Raw genomic sequence first — 21,400 nt, 5'->3', positions numbered from 1 at the left:
CGTCGATTTTGCCTCCGTTTACCATGCTTAACGTTTTCCTGACGTTAGCGCCATGATTGCGGAAAAAAGTGCAGAAAACGGCAAAAAAAACGGCAGGCTTTGCGGCCTGCCGTTACGGGAAAACGGGTTAATTAGCGGTGCGCCAGTTCCGCGTGTTCGTCGCTCTCCAGCACTTTTTTGTCGGTCATACCCAGCCAGCGGCTGGTCAGTGAACCGGCGGTCATCGAGCCGTTAACGTTGAGCGCGGTACGGCCCATATCAATCAGCGGTTCGATGGAGATCAGCAATGCCACCAGCGTGACCGGCAGTCCCATCGCCGGCAGGACGATCAGCGCGGCAAAAGTCGCGCCGCCACCGACGCCCGCCACACCGGCTGAGCTCAGCGTGACAATACCGACCAGCGTGGCGATCCATACCGGGTCAAACGGGTTGATGCCCACGGTCGGCGCTACCATCACCGCCAGCATGGTGGGGTAGAGGCCGGCACAGCCGTTCTGGCCGATAGTCGCGCCAAACGAGGCCGAGAAGCTGGCGATGGATTCCGGTACGCCCAGACGGCGCGTCTGTGTCTCCACGTTCAGCGGAATACTGGCGGCGCTGGAGCGGCTGGTGAAAGCGAAGGTGATCACCGGCCAGACTTTACGGAAGAAGCGCAGCGGGTTGATACCGTTGATCGACAGCAGCAGCGCGTGGACGCCAAACATAATCGCGAGGCCGAGATACGAGGCCACCACGAAACCGCCCAGCTTGATAATGTCCTGCAGGTTGGAACCGGCAACCACTTTGGTCATCAGCGCCAGCACGCCGTACGGCGTCAGCTTCATGATCAGACGCACCAGCTTCATGACCCAGGATTGCAGGGTATCGATCGCCACCAGCACGCGCTCGCCTTTGGCTTTGTCATCTTTCAGCAGCTGCAGTGCCGCCACGCCGAGGAAGGCGGCGAAAATCACTACGCTGATGATCGACGTCGGATTGGCACCGGCCAGATCGGCAAACGGGTTTTTCGGGATAAAGGAGAGCAGCAGCTGCGGCGTACTCAGATCGGCGACTTTACCGACGTAGTTGCTCTGGATGGCGCTGAGACGCGCGGTTTCCTGCGCGCCCTGTACCAGGCCTTCCGCACTCAGGTGGAACAGACCGGTTACCAGCACGCCCACCAGCGCGGAAATGGCGGTGGTGAACAGCAGCACGCCGATGGTCAGCACGCTGATTTTGCCCAGCGACGAGGCGTTATGCAGCCGCGCGACCGCACTGAGAATCGAGGCAAACACCAGTGGCATGACAATCATCTGCAGCAGCTGAACATAGCCGTTACCGACGATGTTAAACCAGCCAATCGACTCTTTCACCACCGGGCTGTTTTCGCCATAAATGGCCTGCAGTGCCAGGCCAAAGATCACCCCCAGCACCAGGCCGGTCAGCACGCGCTTCGACAGGCTCCAGCTCTGGTTGCCGACGCGGTTTAGCGCAATCAGCAGCGCGACAAATGCCACGATATTGATGATCAGAGGAATATTCATTGTTAACTCCTGAAGGTCGCCACGCGATCGCGCCGCGTAACCGAAAATAGCAGAGGGATCCTCTGTAACTGTCGCGGCATGGTACCAGTTGGCCCTGCGGGAACAATATATCTAAATCGTCTGGGTTATAACTAAATGGAATTTAAGGCGATTATTTCAGCAATCGCTGGCAAAAGGAAAAACACTTCAGCGCGTACTGCCGTTCACCAGCCGGCCAATGCCGTTCTGCAGATTATTGAACAGCTGCTCCGGCCAGCCGTTGGCGCCAAACGACGGCATACCCGGCGGAAACCACAGCGCGTAACCCACCAGCGCCAGGCACAGCGCACGTTCCAGCTGATTGCCTTTCTGACTGTTCAGTAAAGGCAGGCGGAAGCGCCAGCGGCACGGCCACAGCAGCGGCACGCCGGCGGGCGTCAGCATATCGGCGACAATGTGGCTCAGATAGCCGAGCGTCATGCCCTGCAGGACATCCGCTGGCAGGAACCAGTCAGCCGGCACGTTAATCTGAAACAACCAAAGGCTGACCGCCACCGCCAGCAGGCTATGGGTAAAGCCGCGATGGCCAAAAGCGCGGGCTATCGGCTGCGATAGCCACTTTAGTCGCTGGCCCAGCACCGATTTAGGGTGATCGATATCCGGCAGCAGGCAGGTCAGCAGCGCAGCCGGCACCAGATGCCACCAGTCGGCACTGGCCATCACCGGCGTCAGTTCGGTGCGTTTGGCAAATATCGCACTGGCGATGGCAAAAATGATATGGCCTTCGGCCGTCATGATGGAACCTGGCTGCAAAAACTGTCGATGCATCCAGTATAGGGATTTATCCAGTAAATGAGAACGGTGACGCTGTAACGAAGAGTGAATTTTTTGCTGACCCGCGCCTGAAAAAAGCGCGGGAAATTAACGGTCTGGCTTACTTTTGCACCTGGCAACCGGGCGAACCATCCGCCAGGCGTAACGCGCGATGTACACCGATCAGTTAAATAGATGTTCCGCCTGCAGCTGCGTCAGGTTTTCCAGTTGCACATTGGCCAGTGCCCAGCGCGCATCGTGGCGATGTTCGGCGGCAGGCACCACAATGGAACGCATGCGCGCGGCTTTGCTGGCGATCATGCCGTTGAACGAGTCTTCCAGCGCCACGCAGTTGAGCGGATCAACCCCCAGCTTTGCCGCAGCATCCAGATACACCTGCGGATGCGGTTTGCTGTAAGGCAGCGCTTCAGCCGAAGCGAGGGCGCTAAAGTAGTGACGCAGATTGAACATCTCCAGCACGCGTTCCAGCATCGCCAGCGGAGACGCCGAGGCCAGCGCAATCGCCATGCCCTGTTGCTGACACAGCTGCAGCGCCTGCTCAACGCCGGGCAACAGCGGCCGCGTCTCTTCGACCAGCGCCAGCGCGCGGGCAATAATGCGCTGAGTGACTTCGGCCTGATCCGGCCCGTTCCACGGCAGCGCTTCGTACCACATGCGTACGGTTTGATCGATGCGCAGGCCGAGCGTATCCGGCAGCTCGTGGCGGCGGCTAATATCCACATTCAGGCTGGCAAACACCTCCAGCTCGGCGCGATCCCATAGCGGTTCAGAATCAATCAGTAAGCCATCCATATCAAAAATAGCGGCCAGCACAGGGCGACGATAGGTCATACAACAGCTCCATTGACAGTTTGCCCTACCTTAACATGGGCGGCGGCGAAAACCGACTTACGGCAGGTTACGCATTTTTCAGGAAAATTTGCTGTAGTGCAGGTAGACTTAGGGCAAAACTACTGTTTGTGAAGGGAAGACACCATGACGTATCAACAGGCTGGCCGCATCGCCATCCTCAAGCGAGTGGCTGGCTGGGTGATTTTTATCCCGGCGCTGTTATCCACCCTTATCTCCATCTTAGGCTTCATGTTTAAACACAGCGAAAAGCAGCCCGGCATCGACGCCGTGATGCTCGACTTCGTGCATGTGATGGTGGATATGATTAAGTTCAACACGCCGTTTCTCAATGTGTTCTGGAACAATTCGCCGGTGCCGGAATTCAACGGCGGGGCCAATATTGGCTTCTGGCTGATCTATATCCTGATATTCGTGGGCATCGCTTTGCAGGCCTCGGGCGCACGCATGTGGCGTCAGGCGCGCCATATCAAAGAAGGCATTGAAGACCAGATGATCCTGGAACAGGCGAAGGGCAGCGAAGGGCGCACGCGGGCGCAGCTGGAAGAGAAAATCCATGTGCCGCGCCACACCATTTTGCTGCAGATTTTTCCGCTGTATATTCTGCCGGTGATCATCGCCGTGGCCGGTTACTTCGTGTTGAAACTGCTCGGCATGCTGTAAAGCGTCAGGCCGGTCTGACCTGGCGCTGGCCCAGCGCATCCTCCTCCAGCAACTGGCCGATAGCGAACTGCGCTTCGCCGGCCCAGTTGCCGCCAAAGACGTTGGCGCGGTTTAGCAGATAGTAGAGCTGATACACCGGCTGACGCTGCGAGAAGCCTTCCGGCAGCGGCCACACCGCATGATACCCTTCATAAATCTGGCGCGGCAGATCGGCGTAATAGCTGAGCATCGCCAGGTCGCATTCGCGATCGCCCCAGTAGCAGGCGGGATCGAACAGCCACGGGCCGCTGGCGCTGCCGGCGCAGTTGGCTGGCCACAAATCACCATGCAGTAACGACGGTTGCGGATGGTGATTAGCGAGGCTGCGCTGCACGCAATCCACGATCAACTCCATGTCACCGTAGTGCACGCCTTTCTCCGCCGCCAGCTGCAGCTGCCAGCCAATGCGCTGTTCGGCGAAAAACACCGACCATTTGCGTAACCAGCTGTTGGGTTGCGGCGTGGTGGTGATGTTGTTGTCGAAGTCGAGACCAAACTGCGGTTGCTCGCTCCACTGGTGCAGATGGGCCAGCTGCTGGCCGAGCTGGAATGCGCTTTGGGCGTCGAGTGGCTGCGGGGGAATGTATTCCAGCAGCAGAAAGCTGGTGTCACGATCGTTACCGACGCCGTAGACCTTCGGCACGCGCACCGTGTGGGTACGCGCCAGCAGATCAAGCTGGTCGGCTTCCCAGCTGAACAGCGTCAGCATGTCGCGCGTGTTGCATTTGACGAACACCTCCAGCTCACCGTAGCGCAGGCGCCACGCCGGATGAATATCGCCACCGGGCAACTCATGACGTTCCGTGATTTCGGCATCGCCGGCGTACTCGCTTAACAGACGACTAATGGCTGACCACATCGGGTAATCCTCTTTATTCGCTGCGTAAGGTCGATTGTAACGCGCAAAACTTGCACAACTCCAGCGGCAATGCGCAATTTGCGGATTGCGTCAGGCTTGCGCTTTGAGAAACGCTTCCAGCGTGGTGACATCAGCATCCGGCTGCTGATCAAGCGCCACTGCCGCCAGCCCGGCGGCGTGTTCCGCCAGCGCCTGCTCCTCCAGCGCACTGACAATGCCAAAGCTGTTAGTGCCCAGCTCGTGCGGATGGCCGTCCGCATCGTGTAATGTGGTGCTGTAACCGCCGTTAACCATCGCGCTATTCAGCGCCTGCAGATCGCCAAGACCCCTTTCCTGATAACGGAAGGTGACAACGTAACGCTTGAGATCATGATCGCCCATCTTTTCACCTCATTGTTATCGAACAGATTTCAGCGTAGACCAGCGCCTGCGATAGAGCGAATTCTGCACAATCACCCGGCGGCGCACAGCGTAAAGTCCTGTCAGGGGCGCCAGAAAATTCTTGTAGCATTTAAGCTGATATTTGGTTATTTGCCGCCTATAATGCGCGCCGGAAATGGGAAGATTCCCAATCCACACGCGGTGCCAGCGCAAAACCTGGCGATTCTGGTGCTTTCATACTTTTTTACAAAACTTACCGTAAATTGCATTGATTGCCCGGGAAAATTCTCCAGACTCATCTCTTTTTCAACTGTCGTACGGGTTACCTTTTAATGAAAGCCTTCAATAAGCTGTCCGCTGTTTTGTTGCTCTCCGCCGGAGCATTTTGTCACCAGGCCTTTGCAGATAACGCTGTCTTCACCTCAATGGATGACCCTTCTACGGCAAAAAAACCGTTTGAAGGCACCGCGTCAGCCGGTTACCTGGCACAGACCGGTAACACCACCAGCTCATCGCTGACCGCGTCAACCAGCATGACCTGGTATCAGACCTCAACGGCGTACAGCCTGTGGGGTAACGCCGCGAATACCTCATCCAACGATGAGCGCTCGTCGGAAACCTATAACATCGGTGGCCGTAGCCGTTACAACCTCAACAGCGCTGACTACCTGTTCGGTCAGGCGAGCTGGCTGAGCGACCGCCTGAACGGTTATGATTCACGCGATGTCCTGACCGCCGGTTATGGTCGTCAGATCCTCAACGGTCCGGTGCACTCGCTGCGTGCTGAATTCGGTCCGGGTGTACGTTACGATGACTTCCACGATGGCGGCCACGAAACCAAAGCACTGGGCTACGGCGCGCTGAGCTATCAGTGGCAGCTGACTGACACCACCAAATTTATCCAGGGTGTGTCGGTGCTGAGCAGCTTTGGTGAAGACACCACGCTGAACTCCGAAACCGCACTGCAGGTGGCGATCAACGACCACTTCGCGCTGAAACTGGGCTACAACGTCACCTGGAATAACAATCCGCCAGAATCTGCGCCAGACCGTACCGACACCAAAACCACGGTCCAGCTCTCTTACGCGATGTAAACCAGAGCGCATTGTTACACCGTCGCCCGGCCTGTGCCGCGCGGCGGTTTTTTTTGATCTCTCTTTGGCTTAGCGCATTTCTTCGCGGGTTTTGCTCACTGCGGAAAGCTGTTATCATCGTTGCCGCTTTACGCGCCTGGCGTCATTCCGACAGTGTGGGTCTGACATCGCGCCAGGTTAACCAAACAAAACTCAGTGTTGCATGTAGGCTTTCGTGTGGCTTACCACTGCAATTAAGGATATGAAATGCCAGTAATTACTCTTCCTGATGGCAGCCAGCGCGTATTTGACCGTCCGGTCAGCGTGATGGACATTGCGCTGGATATCGGTCCGGGTCTGGCGAAAGCCTGCATTGCCGGTCGCGTCAATGGCGAACTGGTGGATGCGGTTGATCCGATCACCAGCGATGCGCAGGTCGCTATCATCACCGCGAAAGATGAAGCCGGTCTGGAAATTATTCGTCACTCCTGTGCGCACCTGTTAGGGCATGCGATCAAACAGCTGTGGCCGAATACCAAAATGGCCATCGGTCCGGTTATCGATAACGGCTTCTATTATGATGTCGATCTCGACCATACGCTGACCCAGGAAGATCTTGAGCTGCTGGAAAAGCGCATGCACCAGCTGGCTGAGACCAATTACGACGTCGTGAAGAAGAAGGTGAGCTGGCAGGAAGCGCGTGACGTGTTTGCCGCGCGGGGCGAAAGCTACAAAACCACTATTCTCGACGAAAACATCAGCCATGACGATCGTCCTGGCCTGTATCACCATGAAGAATACATCGACATGTGCCGCGGTCCGCACGTGCCGAATATGCGTTTCTGCCATCATTTTAAACTGCAGAAAATCTCCGGAGCCTACTGGCGCGGCAACAGCGACAACAAAATGCTGCAGCGTATTTACGGTACGGCCTGGGCAGATAAGAAACAGCTGGCGGCGTATCTGCAGCGTCTGGAAGAGGCCGCGAAGCGCGATCACCGTAAAATCGGTAAGCAGCTCGATCTCTACCATATGCAGGAAGAAGCACCGGGTATGGTATTCTGGCACAATGACGGCTGGACTATCTTCCGCGAGCTGGAAGTGTTTGTGCGCACCAAGCTTAAAGAGTACGACTACCAGGAAGTGAAAGGTCCGTTCATGATGGACCGCGTGCTGTGGGAAAAAACCGGGCACTGGGACAACTACAAAGAAGCGATGTTCACCACCTCTTCCGAGAACCGTGAGTACTGCATCAAACCGATGAACTGTCCGGGTCACGTGCAGATCTTTAACCAGGGTCTGAAATCGTACCGCGACCTGCCGCTGCGTATGGCGGAGTTCGGTAGCTGTCACCGTAACGAACCGTCAGGTGCGCTGCACGGTCTGATGCGCGTGCGCGGCTTTACCCAGGATGATGCCCATATCTTCTGTACTGAAGATCAGGTGCGTGATGAAGTGAACAGCTGCATCCGCATGGTCTATGACATGTACAGCACCTTCGGTTTTGAAAAAATCGTGGTGAAACTGTCGACGCGCCCTGAGAAGCGCATTGGCAGCGATGAGATGTGGAATCGTGCCGAAGTGGACCTCGCCGAAGCGCTGAAAGAGAACAACATTCCGTTCGAATATCAGCCGGGTGAAGGCGCCTTCTACGGCCCGAAAATTGAGTTTACGCTGCACGATTGTCTTGACCGCGCCTGGCAGTGCGGCACCGTTCAGCTAGACTTCTCCCTGCCGAAACGTCTGGACGCCACCTACGTGGGCGAAACCAACGATCGTCAGACGCCAGTGATGATTCACCGTGCGATTCTGGGTTCGATGGAGCGCTTCATCGGGATTCTGACCGAAGAGTTCGCTGGTTTCTTCCCGAGCTGGCTGGCGCCGGTACAGGCAGTGGTGATGAATATCACCGACGGCCAGGCAGAATATGTCAGTGAATTGACGAAGAAATTGCAGAATGCTGGCATTCGTGTCAAAGCAGACTTGAGAAACGAGAAGATAGGCTTTAAAATCCGCGAGCACACATTACGTCGCGTCCCTTACATGCTGGTCTGCGGTGAGAAAGAGGTGGAAGCAGGCAAAGTTGCCGTGCGCACCCGCCGTGGTAAAGACCTCGGGAGCATGGACGTAGATGTGTTTGTTGAGAAGCTGCAACAAGAGATTCGCAGCCGACATCTTCACCAATTAGAGGAATAAGGTTATTAAAGGCGGAAAACGAGTACAACCGACGCGTCCGAACCGTATCAACGGCGAAATCCGTGCCACCGAAGTGCGCTTAACTGGCGTAGATGGCGAGCAACTTGGCATTGTCTCACTGCGCGAAGCGATTGAGAAAGCAGAAGAAGCTGGCGTAGATTTAGTTGAAATTAGCCCGAACGCCGAACCGCCGGTTTGCCGCATTATGGATTACGGCAAGTTCCTTTATGAAAAGAGCAAATCTTCTAAGGAACAGAAGAAGAAGCAAAAAGTTATCCAGGTCAAGGAAATCAAATTCCGTCCTGGTACCGATGAAGGCGACTATCAGGTAAAACTCCGCAGCCTGATTCGTTTTCTGGAAGAGGGCGATAAAGCCAAAATCACGCTGCGTTTCCGTGGTCGTGAGATGGCGCACCAACAGATCGGTATGGAAGTGCTTAACCGCGTGAAAGAAGATCTGAATGAACTGGCAGTGGTCGAATCCTTCCCGACGAAGATCGAAGGCCGCCAGATGATTATGGTGCTCGCACCTAAGAAGAAACAGTAGGCTTTCAAGTAATAATGCCGCGTAGCGTTCGCGCTGCGCGGATTTTTATTCGCCTGTCTGGTTCATTTTATTAACAATGCGAAGTGGATATTTGTAAAAATGCCAAAGATTAAAACTGTACGTGGCGCCGCAAAGCGCTTCAAGAAGACCGCTTCTGGCGGCTTCAAGCGTAAGCACGCAAACCTGCGTCATATTCTGACTAAAAAGTCTACTAAGCGTAAACGTCACCTGCGTCCAAAAGGCATGGTGTCTAAAGGCGATCTGGGTCTGGTTGTTGCCTGCCTGCCGTACGCATAAGTTAACCCTTTTTTAAATTCCCCGATAGATTTCGGGTTGCAGTCAGGTGGCAACGGAATGAATCCTGGAGCTTACATCAGTAAGTGACTGGGATGAATGAAGGCAGCCAACGCCACTGCGGCACGAGAGATGATGGGGAAATCACAGAATATGATATAGGAGAGCTCACATGGCTCGCGTAAAACGTGGTGTAATTGCTCGCGCACGTCACAAGAAAATCTTAAAACAAGCTAAAGGCTACTATGGTGCACGTTCACGTGTTTACCGCGTTGCCTTCCAGGCTGTTATCAAAGCTGGTCAGTATGCTTACCGCGACCGTCGTCAGCGTAAGCGTCAGTTCCGTCAGCTGTGGATCGCACGTATCAACGCTGCGGCGCGTCAGAACGGTATCTCTTACAGCCGTTTCATCAATGGCCTGAAAAAAGCGTCCATTGAAATCGACCGTAAAATCCTCGCTGACATCGCTGTATTCGACAAAGTGGCATTCACTGCACTGGTTGAAAAAGCAAAATCAGCTCTGGCGTAAGTCAGGTAAAAAAGGGAGCTTGCTCCCTTTTTTATTGCCTGCAACCCACGCAAATGATTGACATTTTAGCCGCAGGGCATTTCAATAGTGCGGTTTCTATCAAGACAAGGTAACGCAAGCATGCACGCTGCTATTTTCCGTTTCTTTTTTTACTTTAGCGCCTGATCGTCAGGGGCTTTTGCGCATAAGAAAAGAAACGAAAAATCGCGCTGAAAGCCTCCCTCGTGGAGGCTTTTTTGTTTCCGGCGACACTTAATCGGATCGCACGATCCCAACGAGAACTGACCAGCCCGGCTGGAAGAAGAGGAAATCATGTCCCAACTCGCAGACCTGGTGGCCCGTGCCACGGCCGCCATCGACGAGGCGTCGGATATCGCCGCCCTGGACGCCGTGCGCGTCGAATTTCTGGGTAAAAAAGGGCACCTGACGCTGCAAATGACCACCCTGCGTGAACTGCCGGCGGAAGAGCGCCCGGCGGCCGGTGCGGTCATCAACGACGCCAAACAGCAGGTACAGGACCGTCTCAACGCGCGTAAAGATACGCTGGAAAGCGCGGCGCTGAATGCCCGCCTGGCGGCAGAGACTATCGACGTGTCGCTGCCGGGACGCCGTATCGAGAACGGCGGTCTGCATCCGGTGACCCGCACCATCGATCGTATCGAAACCTTTTTCGGCGAGTTGGGTTTCGCGGTGGCGACCGGTCCGGAAATTGAAGACGATTATCACAACTTTGATGCGCTGAATATTCCGGGGCATCACCCGGCGCGCGCCGATCACGACACCTTCTGGTTCGATGCCACGCGCCTGCTGCGCACCCAGACTTCCGGCGTGCAGATCCGCACCATGAAAAATCAGCAGCCGCCGATTCGTATCATCGCGCCGGGCCGCGTTTACCGTAACGATTACGATCAGACGCACACCCCGATGTTCCATCAGATGGAAGGTCTGATTGTCGATAAAGACATCAGCTTCACCAATCTGAAAGGCACGCTGCATGACTTCCTGAACAACTTCTTCGAAGAGAACCTGCAGATTCGCTTCCGCCCGTCCTATTTCCCGTTCACCGAACCGTCAGCGGAAGTGGACGTGATGGGTAAAAACGGCAAATGGCTGGAAGTGCTGGGCTGCGGCATGGTGCATCCGAACGTACTGCGCAACGTGGGCATCGATCCGGAAATCTACTCCGGCTTCGCCTTCGGTATGGGCATGGAGCGTCTGACCATGCTGCGCTACGGTGTGACCGATCTGCGCGCCTTCTTCGAAAACGATTTACGTTTCCTCAAACAATTTAAATAAGGGCAGGTTATCCAATGAAATTCAGTGAACTCTGGTTACGCGAATGGGTAAATCCAGCCCTGGACAGCGCCGCGCTGTCTGAGCAAATCACCATGGCCGGTCTGGAAGTCGACGGCGTCGACCCGGTGGCAGGCGCGTTTCATGGCGTTGTGGTGGGTGAAGTGGTGGAGTGCGGCCAGCACCCGAACGCCGACAAACTGCGCGTCACCAAAATCAGCGTCGGTGGCGATCGCCTGCTGGATATCGTCTGCGGCGCGCCAAACTGCCGTCAGGGGCTGAAAGTGGCGGTGGCGACCGTTGGTGCGGTACTGCCGGGCGATTTCAAAATCAAAGCGGCAAAACTGCGCGGTGAGCCGTCAGAAGGCATGCTGTGCTCGTTCTCCGAGCTGGGGATTTCTGACGATCACAACGGTATTATCGAGCTGCCAGCCGATGCGCCGGTGGGCACCGATATTCGCCAGTACCTGCAGCTGGATGACAACACCATCGAAATCAGCGTGACGCCGAACCGTGCCGACTGTCTGGGCATCATCGGTATCGCGCGTGACGTGGCGGTGATCAATAGCCTGCCGCTGCAGGCGCCGGTCATCGAGCCGGTTAAAGCCACCATTAGCGACACCTTCCCGATTCGTGTTGACGCCACCGATGCCTGCCCGCGCTACCTGGGCCGCGTGGTAAAAGGCGTAAACGTGAAAGCAGAAACGCCGCTGTGGATGCGCGAAAAACTGCGCCGCTGCGGTATCCGCTCGATCGATCCGGTAGTGGATATCACTAACTACGTGCTGCTGGAGCTCGGCCAGCCGATGCACGCCTTCGATCTCGACCGCATTGACGGCGGTATCGTGGTGCGCATGGCGAAAGAGGGGGAAACCCTGACGCTGCTCGACGGCAGCGAAGCGACCCTCCATAGCGATACGCTGGTGATTGCTGATCACTACAAAGCGCTGGCGATGGGGGGCATCTTCGGCGGTGAGCACTCCGGCGTTAACGAAGCGACGCAGAACGTACTGTTTGAGTGCGCCTTCTTCGATCCGCTGGCGATCACCGGTCGTGCGCGTCGTCATGGTCTGCATACCGATGCTTCCCACCGCTACGAGCGCGGTGTCGATCCGGCGCTGCAGCATAAGGCGCTGGAGCGCGCCACTCAGCTGCTGCTGGCGATTTGCGGCGGCGAAGCCGGCCCGGTTATCGATCAGACCGATGCCAGCAAACTGCCGGCGCGCGCCACCATTACGCTGCGCCGTGAGAAGCTGGACCGCCTGATTGGCCACGTCATTGCGGATGAGCAGGTGACCGATATCCTGACCCGTCTCGGCTGTGACGTCACCGTCGGCAACGGCGAATGGCAGGCCGTCGCCCCGAGCTGGCGCTTCGATATGGCCATCGAAGAAGACCTGGTCGAAGAAGTGGCGCGCGTATACGGCTACAACAACATTCCGGATGTGCCGGTGAAAGCCAGCCTGCTGATGACCCAGCACCGTGAAGCCGATCTGTCGCTGAAGCGTGCCAAAAACCTGCTGGTGGATAAAGGCTATCAGGAAGCGATTACCTACAGCTTTGTCGATCCGAAAGTGCAGCAGCTGCTGCATCCGGGCGAAGAAGCGCTGATTCTGCCCAGCCCGATTTCCAGCGATATGTCGGCGATGCGCCTGTCGCTGTGGACCGGTCTGCTCGGCGCCGTGGTGTATAACCAGAACCGTCAGCAGAGCCGCGTGCGCCTGTTTGAGAGCGGTTTACGCTTTGTGCCTGATACGCAGGCCGATCTCGGCATCCGTCAGGATCTTATGCTGGCAGGCGTGCTGAGCGGTAACCGCTACGAAGAGCACTGGGATCTGGCGCGCCAGACGGTTGACTTCTATGATTTGAAAGGCGATTTAGAGTCGCTGCTGGATTTGACCGGTAAACTCGACGCGATTTCGTTCCGTGCAGAAGCCAATCCGGCGCTGCATCCGGGACAGAGTGCAGGCATTTATTTAGCCGGCGAACGAATCGGATTTATCGGGGTGGTTCATCCGGAGCTGGAACGTAAGCTGGATCTTAACGGCCGCACCTTAGTGTTTGAACTGCTTTGGAATAAGGTCGCAGACCGCGTCCTGCCTGACGCGCGCGAGATCTCACGCTTCCCGGCAAACCGCCGTGACATCGCTGTGGTAGTGGCTGAAAATGTGCCCGCAGCAGATATCATCGCGGAGTGTAAGAAAGTTGGCGTAAATCAGGTAGTTGGCGTAAACTTGTTTGACGTGTACCGTGGTAAGGGCGTAAACGAGGGTGAAAAGAGCCTCGCGATTAGCCTGATTTTGCAGGATACCAGCCGGACACTCGAAGAAGAGGAGATTGCTGCGACCGTTGCCAAATGCGTTGCAGCATTAAAAGAGCGATTCCAGGCAACCTTGAGGGATTGAACCTATGGCGCTTACAAAAGCTGAAATGTCAGAGTACCTGTTTGAAAAACTCGGGTTGAGCAAACGCGATGCCAAAGAGTTGGTAGAGCTTTTTTTCGAAGAAGTTCGCCGCGCGTTGGAAAACGGAGAACAGGTAAAACTGTCCGGATTTGGTAATTTTGATCTGCGTGACAAAAACCAGCGTCCGGGCCGTAACCCAAAGACGGGGGAAGATATTCCAATCACCGCCCGCCGCGTGGTGACATTCCGTCCGGGGCAGAAGTTGAAAAGTCGCGTGGAGAACGCGTCACCCAAGGATGCTGACTGATTTCAGTATGACAAAAAGGCCGCTCAGCGGCCTTTTTTATGCGCGCAATCCCGGCAGCACGCTGCAGGCGCGGCTTTCTTTTTAGCGTAATCTCTCTACAATCAAATCTCTGTTTTCTCAGCCAATCTTACTTATGACTCTGCTGGATCAGCTGGCCCAACAGGCCGACCGTCGCAGCCGGCGCTGGCTCGGCGCGCTTACTGCCGCAGTGCTGCTGCTGCTGGTGCTCAGTCTGTGCACGGGCGACAGCTGGATTTCTCCGCTGCAATGGTTTTCTGCCAGCGGCGATCTGTTCGTCTGGCAGCTTCGCCTGCCGCGCACCCTGGCGGTGCTGCTGGTGGGCGCGGCGCTGGCAGTCTGCGGCGTGGTGATGCAGGCGCTGTTCAACAATCCGCTGGCGGAGCCCGGGCTGCTGGGCGTATCGAACGGCGCCGGCATCGGCCTGGTGCTGGCGGTGCTGCTGGGTAACGGCGCACTGTGGAGCCTGGCGCTGGCAGCGATGGCGGGCGCGCTGCTGATCACGCTGATCCTGCTGCATTTTGCCCATCGTCAGCTGTCGGTCAGCCGTCTGCTGCTGACCGGCGTGGCGCTCGGCATTATCTGTAGCGCCATCATGACGTGGGCGGTGTACTTTAGCACTAGCCTCGATCTGCGCCAGCTGATGTACTGGATGATGGGTGGATTTAGCGGTATCGACTGGCGCTACGGCTGGATGATGCTGGCGCTGCTGCCGGTGACGCTGGCGCTGCTGGCCAGTGCCCGGACGCTTAATCTGCTGGCGCTGGGGGAGGTGTCGGCGCGGCAGCTCGGCCTGCCACTGCTGCTGTGGCGTAATCTGCTGGTGCTGGCGATGGGCTGGCTGGTGGGCGTCAGCGTGGCGATGGCCGGTGCGATTGGATTTGTCGGACTGGTTATCCCCCATCTGCTGCGCCTCAGCGGCCTGAGCGATCATCGCTACCTGCTGCCGGCCGCGGCGCTGGCGGGCGCGGCGGTACTGCTGGGGGCGGACATTCTGGCACGGCTGGTGCTCACCTCAGCCGAGCTGCCGATTGGGGTGGTCACTGCCACGCTCGGCGCGCCGCTGTTTATCATGTTATTAGTAAAGTCTTCGCGCTAGCTGCGGCTGGCACAGTGCAATCAACAACGGGAATCGACGATGAGCCTTTATCAGACAGAACTGGTTACGCTGGACGGTGAAAAAACCACGCTGGCACAGTATCAGGGCAAGGTGCTGCTGGTGGTTAACGTAGCATCAAAATGCGGCCTGACGCCGCAGTATGAACAGCTGGAGTCGCTGCAGAAGGCCTGGCAGGACAAAGATTTCAGCGTGCTGGGCTTCCCCTGCAATCAGTTTCTCGAGCAGGAACCGGGCAGCAATGAAGAGATCAAAACCTTCTGCAGCACCACGTACGGCGTAACCTTCCCGCTGTTCGACAAAACGGACGTCAACGGCGAGCAGCGGCATCCACTGTACCGTCAGCTGGTCGCCGCGCAGCCGGAAGCCGAACGCCCGGCAGGCAGCGGTTTCCTTGAGCGCATGGAGAGCAAAGGCCGCGCGCCAAAAGCGCCGGGCGATATCCTGTGGAATTTCGAAAAATTCCTCATCAATAAACAGGGTGAGGTGATCGCGCGCTTCTCGCCGGACATGACGCCGGACGATCCGATCATTCTGAAGCGCATTGAGCAGGCGCTGGCGGCGTAATGCTGCTGCAGTGCCACGACCTGCGCGTGCCCGGACGGCTGAGCGCTGGGGAGCTGACGCTCTGCCGCGGTGAGCGCGTGCACGTGGTCGGCCCTAACGGCGCCGGGAAGAGCACGCTGCTGACCGCGCTCGCTGGCCTGCTCGACGCCGAAGGGCAGCTGACGCTGGCCGGCCAGCCGCTGCGAAACTGGTCGGGTGCCGCACTGGCGCAGCAGCGCGCCTGGCTCCCCCAGCAGCAGCCGGCGCCTGCGGCGCTGCCGGTGTGGCACTATCTGCGGCTGCACAGCCCGCCGGGCGGCGATAACGCGCAGGCGACGCTCACTGACCTGCTGCTGCAGCTTGGCTTGCAGGACAAGCTGACGCGTCCGCTGGCGCAGCTCTCCGGCGGTGAGTGGCAGCGGGTGCGCCTGGCGGCGGTGGTGCTGCAGATCCATCCGGCAATTAATCCGCGCGGTGCGTTACTGATTCTGGATGAGCCGCTCACCGCGCTCGACATCGCACAGCAGCGCGCGGTGGATAAGCTGCTGTTGCAGCTCAGCGAGGCCGGCATCGCCATTGTCGCCAGCGGACACGATCTCAACCACAGCCTGCGCCATGCCGACCGCGTCTGGCTGATGCATCAGGGCCGCGTAGTCAGTCAGGGCGGGGCGCGCGAGGTGCTGACTGCCGGGCGACTGGAACCGCTTTATCAGGCCGAATTCGTGCAGCTGGAGACGCCACAGGGGCCGCTGCTTTATCTTCCCTGACTTGCGCGCCGCGCCGCTTTGTCGCTACAGTGTCAGCCGGACGACGTTTTTAAGGACTATTCTGATGCGGCTGACCCTGTTTCTCCTCGTGTTGCTGCTGGCGGGCTGTAGCCATCATGCGCCGCCGCCCAATGGCCGTCTGTCTGACTCCATCACCGTGATTGCGCAACTTAACGATCAGCTCAGCCGCTGGCGCGGTACGCCTTATCGCTATGGCGGGTTAAGCCGCGGTGGCGTGGATTGCTCGGGTTTTGTCTACCTGACCTTTCGTGACCGCTTTGACCTGCAGCTGCCGCGCTCAACGATTGATCAGACTGATATCGGTACGCGCATCGATAAAAGCGATCTGCTGCCCGGCGACCTGGTATTTTTCAAAACCGGCAGCGGCGAAAATGGTCTGCACGTAGGCATCTATGACACCGACAATACCTTCATTCACGCCTCCACCAGCCAGGGCGTGATCCGCTCCTCGCTGGATAATGTTTACTGGCGCAAAGTATTCTGGCAGGCGCGTCGCATCTAATCCGCTTAACCCATTAGTGTTAAAAAAAGGCGTAATAATCAGATGGGTTTTGATCCGATTTATTTGTTTTTTCCGCCAGATATAACTCTCATTTAAAATGGCACTTTACCGCAATCGGGTTTGCGACTAAAAATAGACGTCAGTGAATTTAATCAGTATGGACATTAACCTGGATCATTTGGCTTAAGTATTATTTGATGCAGAAAAGTCGGTAATTAGACAGAAAACGGCGTCTCTTCTAACGTTTGGTCCTATTGCCTGACCGTTTTCATTGATATACGATGCGCCAATTGCCACTGCATCTGGCTGTAAAAAATGAAAGTCCATTTATCTGCCGACTATCAGTCGGAAACCTGGTTTTATCCTGCCTATTCTCTGGCGGGCCAGCTGACTGCGGTTGAGCTGGTCACCCAGTTTGTTCATGACAGTGCGCCGATTACGCTGCCGCAGGACTTGCTGTTGCCGCAGCTTGACGATGCCCAGCAATTACGTTTGCTGCAGAGCCAGTTAGTGCTGCTGGAAAAGTACCGTGACTTTTTTGAGTTACATCAAATTATCGCGCTGGTTCGTATTGATGAATCTATGGCCACGACGCTATTGGCCAGTGAGTTTCTCTTAAGGAAATTTAAACAACTTCCCTTTATTGTTTTGGATATCAGTGAAACGTTTCCGCAATTATCTGCTGGCAAAAAGCAGCCGCTGTTAGCACGCCTGCAACAGGAATTTCGCTTATCGCTTTCTCAATTTGGGGCAGGAAAAGCACCGGCTACGGCAGTATACGAAAATCTGTTTAGCGTGTTAAAAATGGACAAAGCGTTTATTCATGCGCTGGCGAAACGTGCCTCATTTACGCCATTTATTCAGACTGTTATCGATAATTTTTCCGCTTACGCCCCGCAAATAATTATTTGTGGCGTTGACGATAATGCCCTGCTGGAGAAAGTCAGTTCCCTGAGCGGCGCGCAGCTGCAGGGTAGTCTGTTCCCGGTGGTTAAAGCGGAACGGTTAAGCGATCTCATCTATCCGCACGTCACGCTCACCACGCCTTCACAGCAGTAACCTTTCATCTGTCTTCTCCGTCACCCCGACGGTAGACTACGCTTTATCTTTAAACGCAATGCGGGTGGCGCACCGTTGCGCACCTTCCGGAGTGTCGATGCAATTTATTAATAGCTGGCAGCAGACGTTGCCAGGATTCTATACCGCGCTGGACCCAACGCCGCTTGCCGGCGGGCGGCTGTGTTATCACAATGCCGCGCTGGCGCAGGAGATGGGCCTGGATGCCGCGCTGTTTGCTGGCCAGGGCCACGGCGTGTGGTATGGCGCAGCGTTGCTTCCCGGCATGTCGCCGCTGGCGCAGGTCTACAGCGGGCACCAGTTTGGCGTGTGGGCCGGTCAGCTGGGTGACGGACGCGGTCTGCTGCTGGGCGAACAGCAACTGGCCGACGGCCGCAAACTTGACTGGCATCTGAAAGGCGCGGGCCTGACCCCCTATTCACGCATGGGTGATGGCCGCGCGGTGATCCGCTCCAGCGTGCGCGAGTTTCTCGCCTCGGAAGCGCTGCACCATCTTGGCATCCCGACCACGCGCGCGCTGGCGCTGGCCATTGGCGACGAACCGGTCCAGCGTGAAACCCGCGAGCGCGGCGCGATGCTGATGCGCATCGCCGACAGCCATCTGCGTTTTGGTCACTTCGAGCATTTCTATTACGGCGGTGAGCCGGAGAAAGTACGCCAGCTGGCGGACTACGCAATTCATCATCACTGGCCGCAGCTGGAGCAGGAGGCCGATCGTTATCTGTTGTGGTTTACCGATATCGTCAAACGTACCGCCAGCCTGATTGCCCAGTGGCAGAGCGTCGGCTTCGCGCATGGCGTGATGAATACCGACAATATGTCGATCCTCGGCCTGACGCTCGATTACGGGCCATACGGTTTCCTTGATGACTACGATGCGGATTTCATCTGTAATCACAGCGATTATCAGGGGCGCTACGCCTTCAGCAACCAGCCGATGATCGGCTTGTGGAATCTTAACCGCCTGGCGCATGCGCTGTCCGGTTTGCTGAGCACGGAACAGTTGAAACAGGCGCTCAGCCATTACGAAAGCGAGCTGATGCGGGTGTGGGGCGAGAAAATGCGCGCGAAGCTCGGGTTGCTGACCGCCGATGCGGGGGATAACGCCATCCTCACTGACCTGCTGGCGCTGATGACCGCAGAGCACAGCGATTACACCCTGACGTTCCGCCTGCTGAGCGAGACGCAGCAGGCAGAGACGCGTTCACCGCTGCGCGATGAGTTTATCGACCGTGACGCCTTCGACCGCTGGTATCACGGCTATCGCCAGCGCCTGCTGCAGGATGGCGTCAGCGATGCGCAGCGTCAGGCAGTCATGAAAGCGGCTAACCCGGCGCTGGTGTTGCGCAACTATCTGGCCCAGCAGGTGATCGATGAGGTTGAGCAGGGGAAAACGGCGGCGCTGGCCAGATTACATCTGGCGCTGCAGCAGCCGTTTAACGAGGCGGCTATCAGCCCGGAACTGCGCCAGCGGCCGCCGGAGTGGGGAAAAACGCTGGAGGTAAGCTGCTCCAGCTAGCAGGCATCAGAAGCGGCTGTCCACGGCAGCCGCCAGCAGCGCCAGCACCTCCGCGCTGTCATCCCAGCCGAGGCACGGATCGGTAATCGACTGGCCGTAGGTCAGCGGCTGGCCGCTCACCACTTTCTGATTTCCCTCCTGCAGGAAACTCTCAATCATCACTCCCGCCACTGCCCGCGAACCGGCCCGGATCTGTGCCGCCACGTCCTGCGCCACATCGCGCTGGCGGCGATGCTGCTTCAGGCAGTTGCCGTGGCTGAAGTCGATCACCAGCTGTTCCGGCAGGTTGAAGTCGCGCAGGTTGGCTGCCGCAGCGGCGACATCTTCAGCGTGATAATTCGGCTGACGCCCGCCGCGCAGGATCACGTGACCGTGCGGATTGCCGCTGGTCTGATAAATCGTCATCTGCCCGGTTTTGTCGGGTGACAGGAACATATGGCTGACGCGCGCGGCACGAATCGCATCAACCGCGATCTGCACGTTGCCGTCGGTGCCATTCTTGAAGCCCACCGGGCAGGAGAGCGCCGAGGCCATTTCACGGTGAATCTGGCTCTCGGTGGTGCGCGCGCCAATCGCGCCCCAGCTGATCAGGTCGGCAATAAACTGGCCGATCACCATATCGAGAAACTCCGTGGCGGTTGGCATGCCGATGGCGTTGATATCCAGCAGCAGCTGGCGCGCGATAGCGATGCCGCGGTTGACGTCGAAGCTGCCATCGAGATCCGGATCGGAAATCAGACCCTTCCAGCCGACCACGGTGCGCGGCTTCTCAAAGTAGGCGCGCATCACAATTTCCAGCCGGTCCTTGTGCTGTTCACGCAGCAGACTGAGACGCTCTGCGTACTCCAGTGCGGCCTTTGGGTCGTGCAGCGAGCAGGGGCCGATAATCACCAGCAGGCGTGGATCTTCACCGGTCAGGATGCGCGCGATGCGCTGACGCGCGGCGGTAACGTTAGCGGCAATCGCCGCCGAAATGGGGTGTTGTTGCGCCAGCGCGGCCGGCGTCAGCAGCGTGCCGATGCGCGCGGTGCGCAGTTCATCAGTTTTGTTCATTGGGATTCTCAAAATCTGTTCTTCGCAGCGGTGAAATACCGGGAAGTGATGATGATCACAATAAACCATTAGCCCGTGAATTCAACCAGCTAAATCAAAAGGCTATTCATTACTGACGGCAGCCAGGCTTTACAACCTGGCAGGTGAGGTCAGTACATGCTGCGGCGCAGGCCCATGATGTCGAGGATTTTGGTGGCGATCTCTTCGACAGAGTAATTGGTGCTGTTGAGATAGCGAATCTGATGGGTGCGGAACAGCGCCTCCACTTCACCGACCTCCAGCCGGCATTGACGCATTGACGCATAGCGGGTATTTTCGGCGCGCTCCTGACGAATCGCCGCCAGCCGTTCCGGATCGATGGTCAGGCCAAACAGCTTGTGCTGATGGGCGCGCAGCGCAGGCGGCAGCTTCAGATTATCCATGTCATCAGCGATGAACGGATAGTTAGCCGCGCGGACGCCAAACTGCATCGCCAGATATAGGCTGGTCGGGGTTTTGCCGCAGCGCGATACCCCCAGCAGAATCACCTGCGCATCTTCCAGCCCGCGCAGCGAAATACCGTCATCGTGCGCCAGGGTGTAATCAATCGCGGCGATGCGGGCATCGTATTTGCCTAAGTTACTGGCGGTCAGGCCGTGGGTGCGGTGCGCCACCGGCATGGAGGCCACGCCCAGTTCGCTCTGCAGCGGTGCCACCAGCGCCTGCACAATGTCCTGGCAGAACCCTTCGCTCTCCAGAATGATGTCGCGCACCTCTGGTGTGACAATCGAGAAAAACACCAGCGGGCGCACGCCGCTCTGCTGGTAGAGCGCATTGATCTGGGCTTTCACCGCCTGGGCGCGCTGCACATTCTCCACGAACGGCAGCGTCACGCTGTTGGTATTCACCGGAAACTGTGACAGCACCGCGTGGCCCAGCACTTCCGCGGTGATGGCGGTGCCGTCAGAGATATAGAATACGCTGCGTTCAGTGCTCATGGTTGACCTCATGCTTTTGTTTACTTTTGCGT

23 protein-coding genes and 1 other annotated feature are annotated in these 21,400 nt (G+C 57.3%); of the genes, 16 read left to right on the top strand and 7 right to left on the bottom strand.

Going from position 1 to position 21,400, the window contains the following annotated elements:
• Positions 1-131: 131 nt before the first annotated feature.
• The 3 genes from H7K56_RS02435 to hxpB form a co-directional block, all read right to left on the bottom strand.
• Complete coding sequence (locus H7K56_RS02435; protein ID WP_021506257.1) at positions 132-1,523, bottom strand: L-cystine transporter; 1,392 nt, start codon at positions 1,521-1,523, stop codon at positions 132-134.
• A gap of 186 nt (positions 1,524-1,709) precedes the next feature.
• Positions 1,710-2,297, bottom strand: coding sequence for a metal-dependent hydrolase (locus tag H7K56_RS02430; protein ID WP_150361759.1), 588 nt, complete (start codon positions 2,295-2,297; stop codon positions 1,710-1,712).
• A gap of 201 nt (positions 2,298-2,498) precedes the next feature.
• Positions 2,499-3,167 carry a hexitol phosphatase HxpB gene (gene hxpB, locus H7K56_RS02425; protein WP_150361758.1) on the bottom strand — a complete coding sequence of 223 codons (669 nt, stop codon included), beginning with the start codon at positions 3,165-3,167 and terminating at the stop codon, positions 2,499-2,501.
• A 144-nt stretch (positions 3,168-3,311) separates the two neighbouring features.
• On the opposite strand from hxpB, the gene H7K56_RS02420 reads away from it, so the two are divergent.
• Entirely contained in the window at positions 3,312-3,848 is a 537-nt protein-coding gene (locus tag H7K56_RS02420) for a YniB family protein (RefSeq protein WP_021506254.1), read from the top strand.
• Positions 3,849-3,852: 4 nt separating this feature from the next.
• Here the strand turns inward: H7K56_RS02420 and H7K56_RS02415 are convergent, their stop codons facing one another.
• Positions 3,853-4,746, bottom strand: a complete 894-nt coding sequence (locus H7K56_RS02415) for a fructosamine kinase family protein (protein WP_058757671.1) — start codon at positions 4,744-4,746, stop codon at positions 3,853-3,855.
• Between the two features lie 90 nt (positions 4,747-4,836).
• Positions 4,837-5,127 (bottom strand): type V toxin-antitoxin system endoribonuclease antitoxin GhoS, encoded by a 291-nt coding sequence (gene ghoS, locus H7K56_RS02410; protein WP_058776251.1) that lies wholly within the window; start codon positions 5,125-5,127, stop codon positions 4,837-4,839.
• A gap of 332 nt (positions 5,128-5,459) precedes the next feature.
• Here ghoS and H7K56_RS02405 point away from each other — a divergent pair, with 332 nt between their 5' ends.
• The 15 genes from H7K56_RS02405 (at position 5,460) to H7K56_RS02335 (ending at position 19,338) form a co-directional block, all read left to right on the top strand.
• A complete protein-coding gene (locus H7K56_RS02405) occupies positions 5,460-6,221 on the top strand; it encodes a DUF481 domain-containing protein (protein ID WP_031279185.1) in 762 nt (253 codons plus the stop codon).
• Between the two features lie 246 nt (positions 6,222-6,467).
• A complete protein-coding gene (gene thrS / locus H7K56_RS02400; protein ID WP_150361757.1) occupies positions 6,468-8,396 on the top strand; it encodes a threonine--tRNA ligase in 1,929 nt (642 codons plus the stop codon).
• 4 nt (positions 8,397-8,400) lie between these two features.
• Complete coding sequence (gene infC / locus H7K56_RS02395) at positions 8,401-8,943, top strand: translation initiation factor IF-3 (protein WP_058757673.1); 543 nt, start codon at positions 8,401-8,403, stop codon at positions 8,941-8,943.
• A gap of 99 nt (positions 8,944-9,042) precedes the next feature.
• On the top strand, positions 9,043-9,240 hold the full coding sequence (gene rpmI, locus H7K56_RS02390; RefSeq protein WP_006118955.1) for a 50S ribosomal protein L35: 198 nt from the start codon (positions 9,043-9,045) through the stop codon (positions 9,238-9,240).
• 169 nt (positions 9,241-9,409) lie between these two features.
• On the top strand, positions 9,410-9,766 hold the full coding sequence (gene rplT / locus H7K56_RS02385; protein ID WP_010616241.1) for a 50S ribosomal protein L20: 357 nt from the start codon (positions 9,410-9,412) through the stop codon (positions 9,764-9,766).
• A 115-nt stretch (positions 9,767-9,881) separates the two neighbouring features.
• Positions 9,882-10,007: a sequence feature (Phe leader region), on the top strand.
• The gene (pheM, locus tag H7K56_RS02380) at positions 9,887-9,931 is read left to right on the top strand and encodes a pheST operon leader peptide PheM (RefSeq protein ID WP_121626058.1); all 45 of its coding nucleotides are present in this window, start codon (positions 9,887-9,889) and stop codon (positions 9,929-9,931) included. It overlaps the preceding feature by 45 nt.
• 71 nt (positions 10,008-10,078) lie before the next feature.
• On the top strand, positions 10,079-11,062 hold the full coding sequence (gene pheS, locus H7K56_RS02375; RefSeq protein ID WP_021506248.1) for a phenylalanine--tRNA ligase subunit alpha: 984 nt from the start codon (positions 10,079-10,081) through the stop codon (positions 11,060-11,062).
• A 14-nt stretch (positions 11,063-11,076) separates the two neighbouring features.
• The gene (pheT, locus tag H7K56_RS02370; RefSeq protein ID WP_150361756.1) at positions 11,077-13,464 is read left to right on the top strand and encodes a phenylalanine--tRNA ligase subunit beta; all 2,388 of its coding nucleotides are present in this window, start codon (positions 11,077-11,079) and stop codon (positions 13,462-13,464) included.
• A 4-nt stretch (positions 13,465-13,468) separates the two neighbouring features.
• On the top strand, positions 13,469-13,771 hold the full coding sequence (gene ihfA, locus H7K56_RS02365; protein WP_021506246.1) for an integration host factor subunit alpha: 303 nt from the start codon (positions 13,469-13,471) through the stop codon (positions 13,769-13,771).
• Positions 13,772-13,904: 133 nt separating this feature from the next.
• Positions 13,905-14,888: a vitamin B12 ABC transporter permease BtuC gene (gene btuC, locus H7K56_RS02360; RefSeq protein ID WP_150361755.1), complete on the top strand. Its 984-nt coding sequence runs from the start codon at positions 13,905-13,907 to the stop codon at positions 14,886-14,888.
• Positions 14,889-14,927: 39 nt separating this feature from the next.
• A complete protein-coding gene (locus tag H7K56_RS02355) occupies positions 14,928-15,473 on the top strand; it encodes a glutathione peroxidase (protein ID WP_021506243.1) in 546 nt (181 codons plus the stop codon).
• Complete coding sequence (gene btuD / locus H7K56_RS02350; RefSeq protein WP_150361754.1) at positions 15,473-16,219, top strand: vitamin B12 ABC transporter ATP-binding protein BtuD; 747 nt, start codon at positions 15,473-15,475, stop codon at positions 16,217-16,219. Before H7K56_RS02355 ends, btuD begins: the two co-directional genes overlap by 1 nt.
• Positions 16,220-16,283: 64 nt before the next feature.
• Complete coding sequence (locus H7K56_RS02345) at positions 16,284-16,742, top strand: NlpC/P60 family protein (protein ID WP_021506241.1); 459 nt, start codon at positions 16,284-16,286, stop codon at positions 16,740-16,742.
• Positions 16,743-17,057: 315 nt separating this feature from the next.
• Entirely contained in the window at positions 17,058-17,801 is a 744-nt protein-coding gene (locus H7K56_RS02340; RefSeq protein ID WP_021506240.1) for an EAL domain-containing protein, read from the top strand.
• Between the two features lie 97 nt (positions 17,802-17,898).
• Positions 17,899-19,338, top strand: coding sequence for a protein adenylyltransferase SelO (locus tag H7K56_RS02335; protein ID WP_150361753.1), 1,440 nt, complete (start codon positions 17,899-17,901; stop codon positions 19,336-19,338).
• A 6-nt stretch (positions 19,339-19,344) separates the two neighbouring features.
• Here the strand turns inward: H7K56_RS02335 and H7K56_RS02330 are convergent, their stop codons facing one another.
• Complete coding sequence (locus H7K56_RS02330) at positions 19,345-20,391, bottom strand: 3-deoxy-7-phosphoheptulonate synthase (protein WP_058780654.1); 1,047 nt, start codon at positions 20,389-20,391, stop codon at positions 19,345-19,347.
• A gap of 149 nt (positions 20,392-20,540) precedes the next feature.
• Positions 20,541-21,368: a posphoenolpyruvate synthetase regulatory kinase/phosphorylase PpsR gene (ppsR, locus tag H7K56_RS02325; RefSeq protein WP_021506237.1), complete on the bottom strand. Its 828-nt coding sequence runs from the start codon at positions 21,366-21,368 to the stop codon at positions 20,541-20,543.
• Positions 21,369-21,400: the final 32 nt, after the last annotated feature.

Source organism: Pantoea dispersa (genome assembly GCF_014155765.1).
In the GTDB taxonomy this organism is placed as follows: domain Bacteria; phylum Pseudomonadota; class Gammaproteobacteria; order Enterobacterales; family Enterobacteriaceae; genus Pantoea; species Pantoea dispersa.
This window is presented reverse-complemented; position numbering and strand designations above follow the sequence as displayed.

Bases quoted from the DNA above. Each gene is read 5' to 3' on its own strand.
- H7K56_RS02435 (WP_021506257.1), bottom strand. From the start codon at position 1,523: ATGAATATTCCTCTGATCATCAATATCGTGGCATTTGTCGCGCTGCTG.
- H7K56_RS02430 (WP_150361759.1), bottom strand. From the start codon at position 2,297: ATGACGGCCGAAGGCCATATCATTTTTGCCATCGCCAGTGCGATATTT.
- hxpB (WP_150361758.1), bottom strand. From the start codon at position 3,167: ATGACCTATCGTCGCCCTGTGCTGGCCGCTATTTTTGATATGGATGGC.
- H7K56_RS02420 (WP_021506254.1), top strand. From the start codon at position 3,312: ATGACGTATCAACAGGCTGGCCGCATCGCCATCCTCAAGCGAGTGGCT.
- H7K56_RS02415 (WP_058757671.1), bottom strand. From the start codon at position 4,746: ATGTGGTCAGCCATTAGTCGTCTGTTAAGCGAGTACGCCGGCGATGCC.
- ghoS (WP_058776251.1), bottom strand. From the start codon at position 5,127: ATGGGCGATCATGATCTCAAGCGTTACGTTGTCACCTTCCGTTATCAG.
- H7K56_RS02405 (WP_031279185.1), top strand. From the start codon at position 5,460: ATGAAAGCCTTCAATAAGCTGTCCGCTGTTTTGTTGCTCTCCGCCGGA.
- thrS (WP_150361757.1), top strand. From the start codon at position 6,468: ATGCCAGTAATTACTCTTCCTGATGGCAGCCAGCGCGTATTTGACCGT.
- rpmI (WP_006118955.1), top strand. From the start codon at position 9,043: ATGCCAAAGATTAAAACTGTACGTGGCGCCGCAAAGCGCTTCAAGAAG.
- rplT (WP_010616241.1), top strand. From the start codon at position 9,410: ATGGCTCGCGTAAAACGTGGTGTAATTGCTCGCGCACGTCACAAGAAA.
- pheS (WP_021506248.1), top strand. From the start codon at position 10,079: ATGTCCCAACTCGCAGACCTGGTGGCCCGTGCCACGGCCGCCATCGAC.
- pheT (WP_150361756.1), top strand. From the start codon at position 11,077: ATGAAATTCAGTGAACTCTGGTTACGCGAATGGGTAAATCCAGCCCTG.
- ihfA (WP_021506246.1), top strand. From the start codon at position 13,469: ATGGCGCTTACAAAAGCTGAAATGTCAGAGTACCTGTTTGAAAAACTC.
- btuC (WP_150361755.1), top strand. From the start codon at position 13,905: ATGACTCTGCTGGATCAGCTGGCCCAACAGGCCGACCGTCGCAGCCGG.
- H7K56_RS02355 (WP_021506243.1), top strand. From the start codon at position 14,928: ATGAGCCTTTATCAGACAGAACTGGTTACGCTGGACGGTGAAAAAACC.
- btuD (WP_150361754.1), top strand. From the start codon at position 15,473: ATGCTGCTGCAGTGCCACGACCTGCGCGTGCCCGGACGGCTGAGCGCT.
- H7K56_RS02345 (WP_021506241.1), top strand. From the start codon at position 16,284: ATGCGGCTGACCCTGTTTCTCCTCGTGTTGCTGCTGGCGGGCTGTAGC.
- H7K56_RS02340 (WP_021506240.1), top strand. From the start codon at position 17,058: ATGAAAGTCCATTTATCTGCCGACTATCAGTCGGAAACCTGGTTTTAT.
- H7K56_RS02335 (WP_150361753.1), top strand. From the start codon at position 17,899: ATGCAATTTATTAATAGCTGGCAGCAGACGTTGCCAGGATTCTATACC.
- H7K56_RS02330 (WP_058780654.1), bottom strand. From the start codon at position 20,391: ATGAACAAAACTGATGAACTGCGCACCGCGCGCATCGGCACGCTGCTG.
- ppsR (WP_021506237.1), bottom strand. From the start codon at position 21,368: ATGAGCACTGAACGCAGCGTATTCTATATCTCTGACGGCACCGCCATC.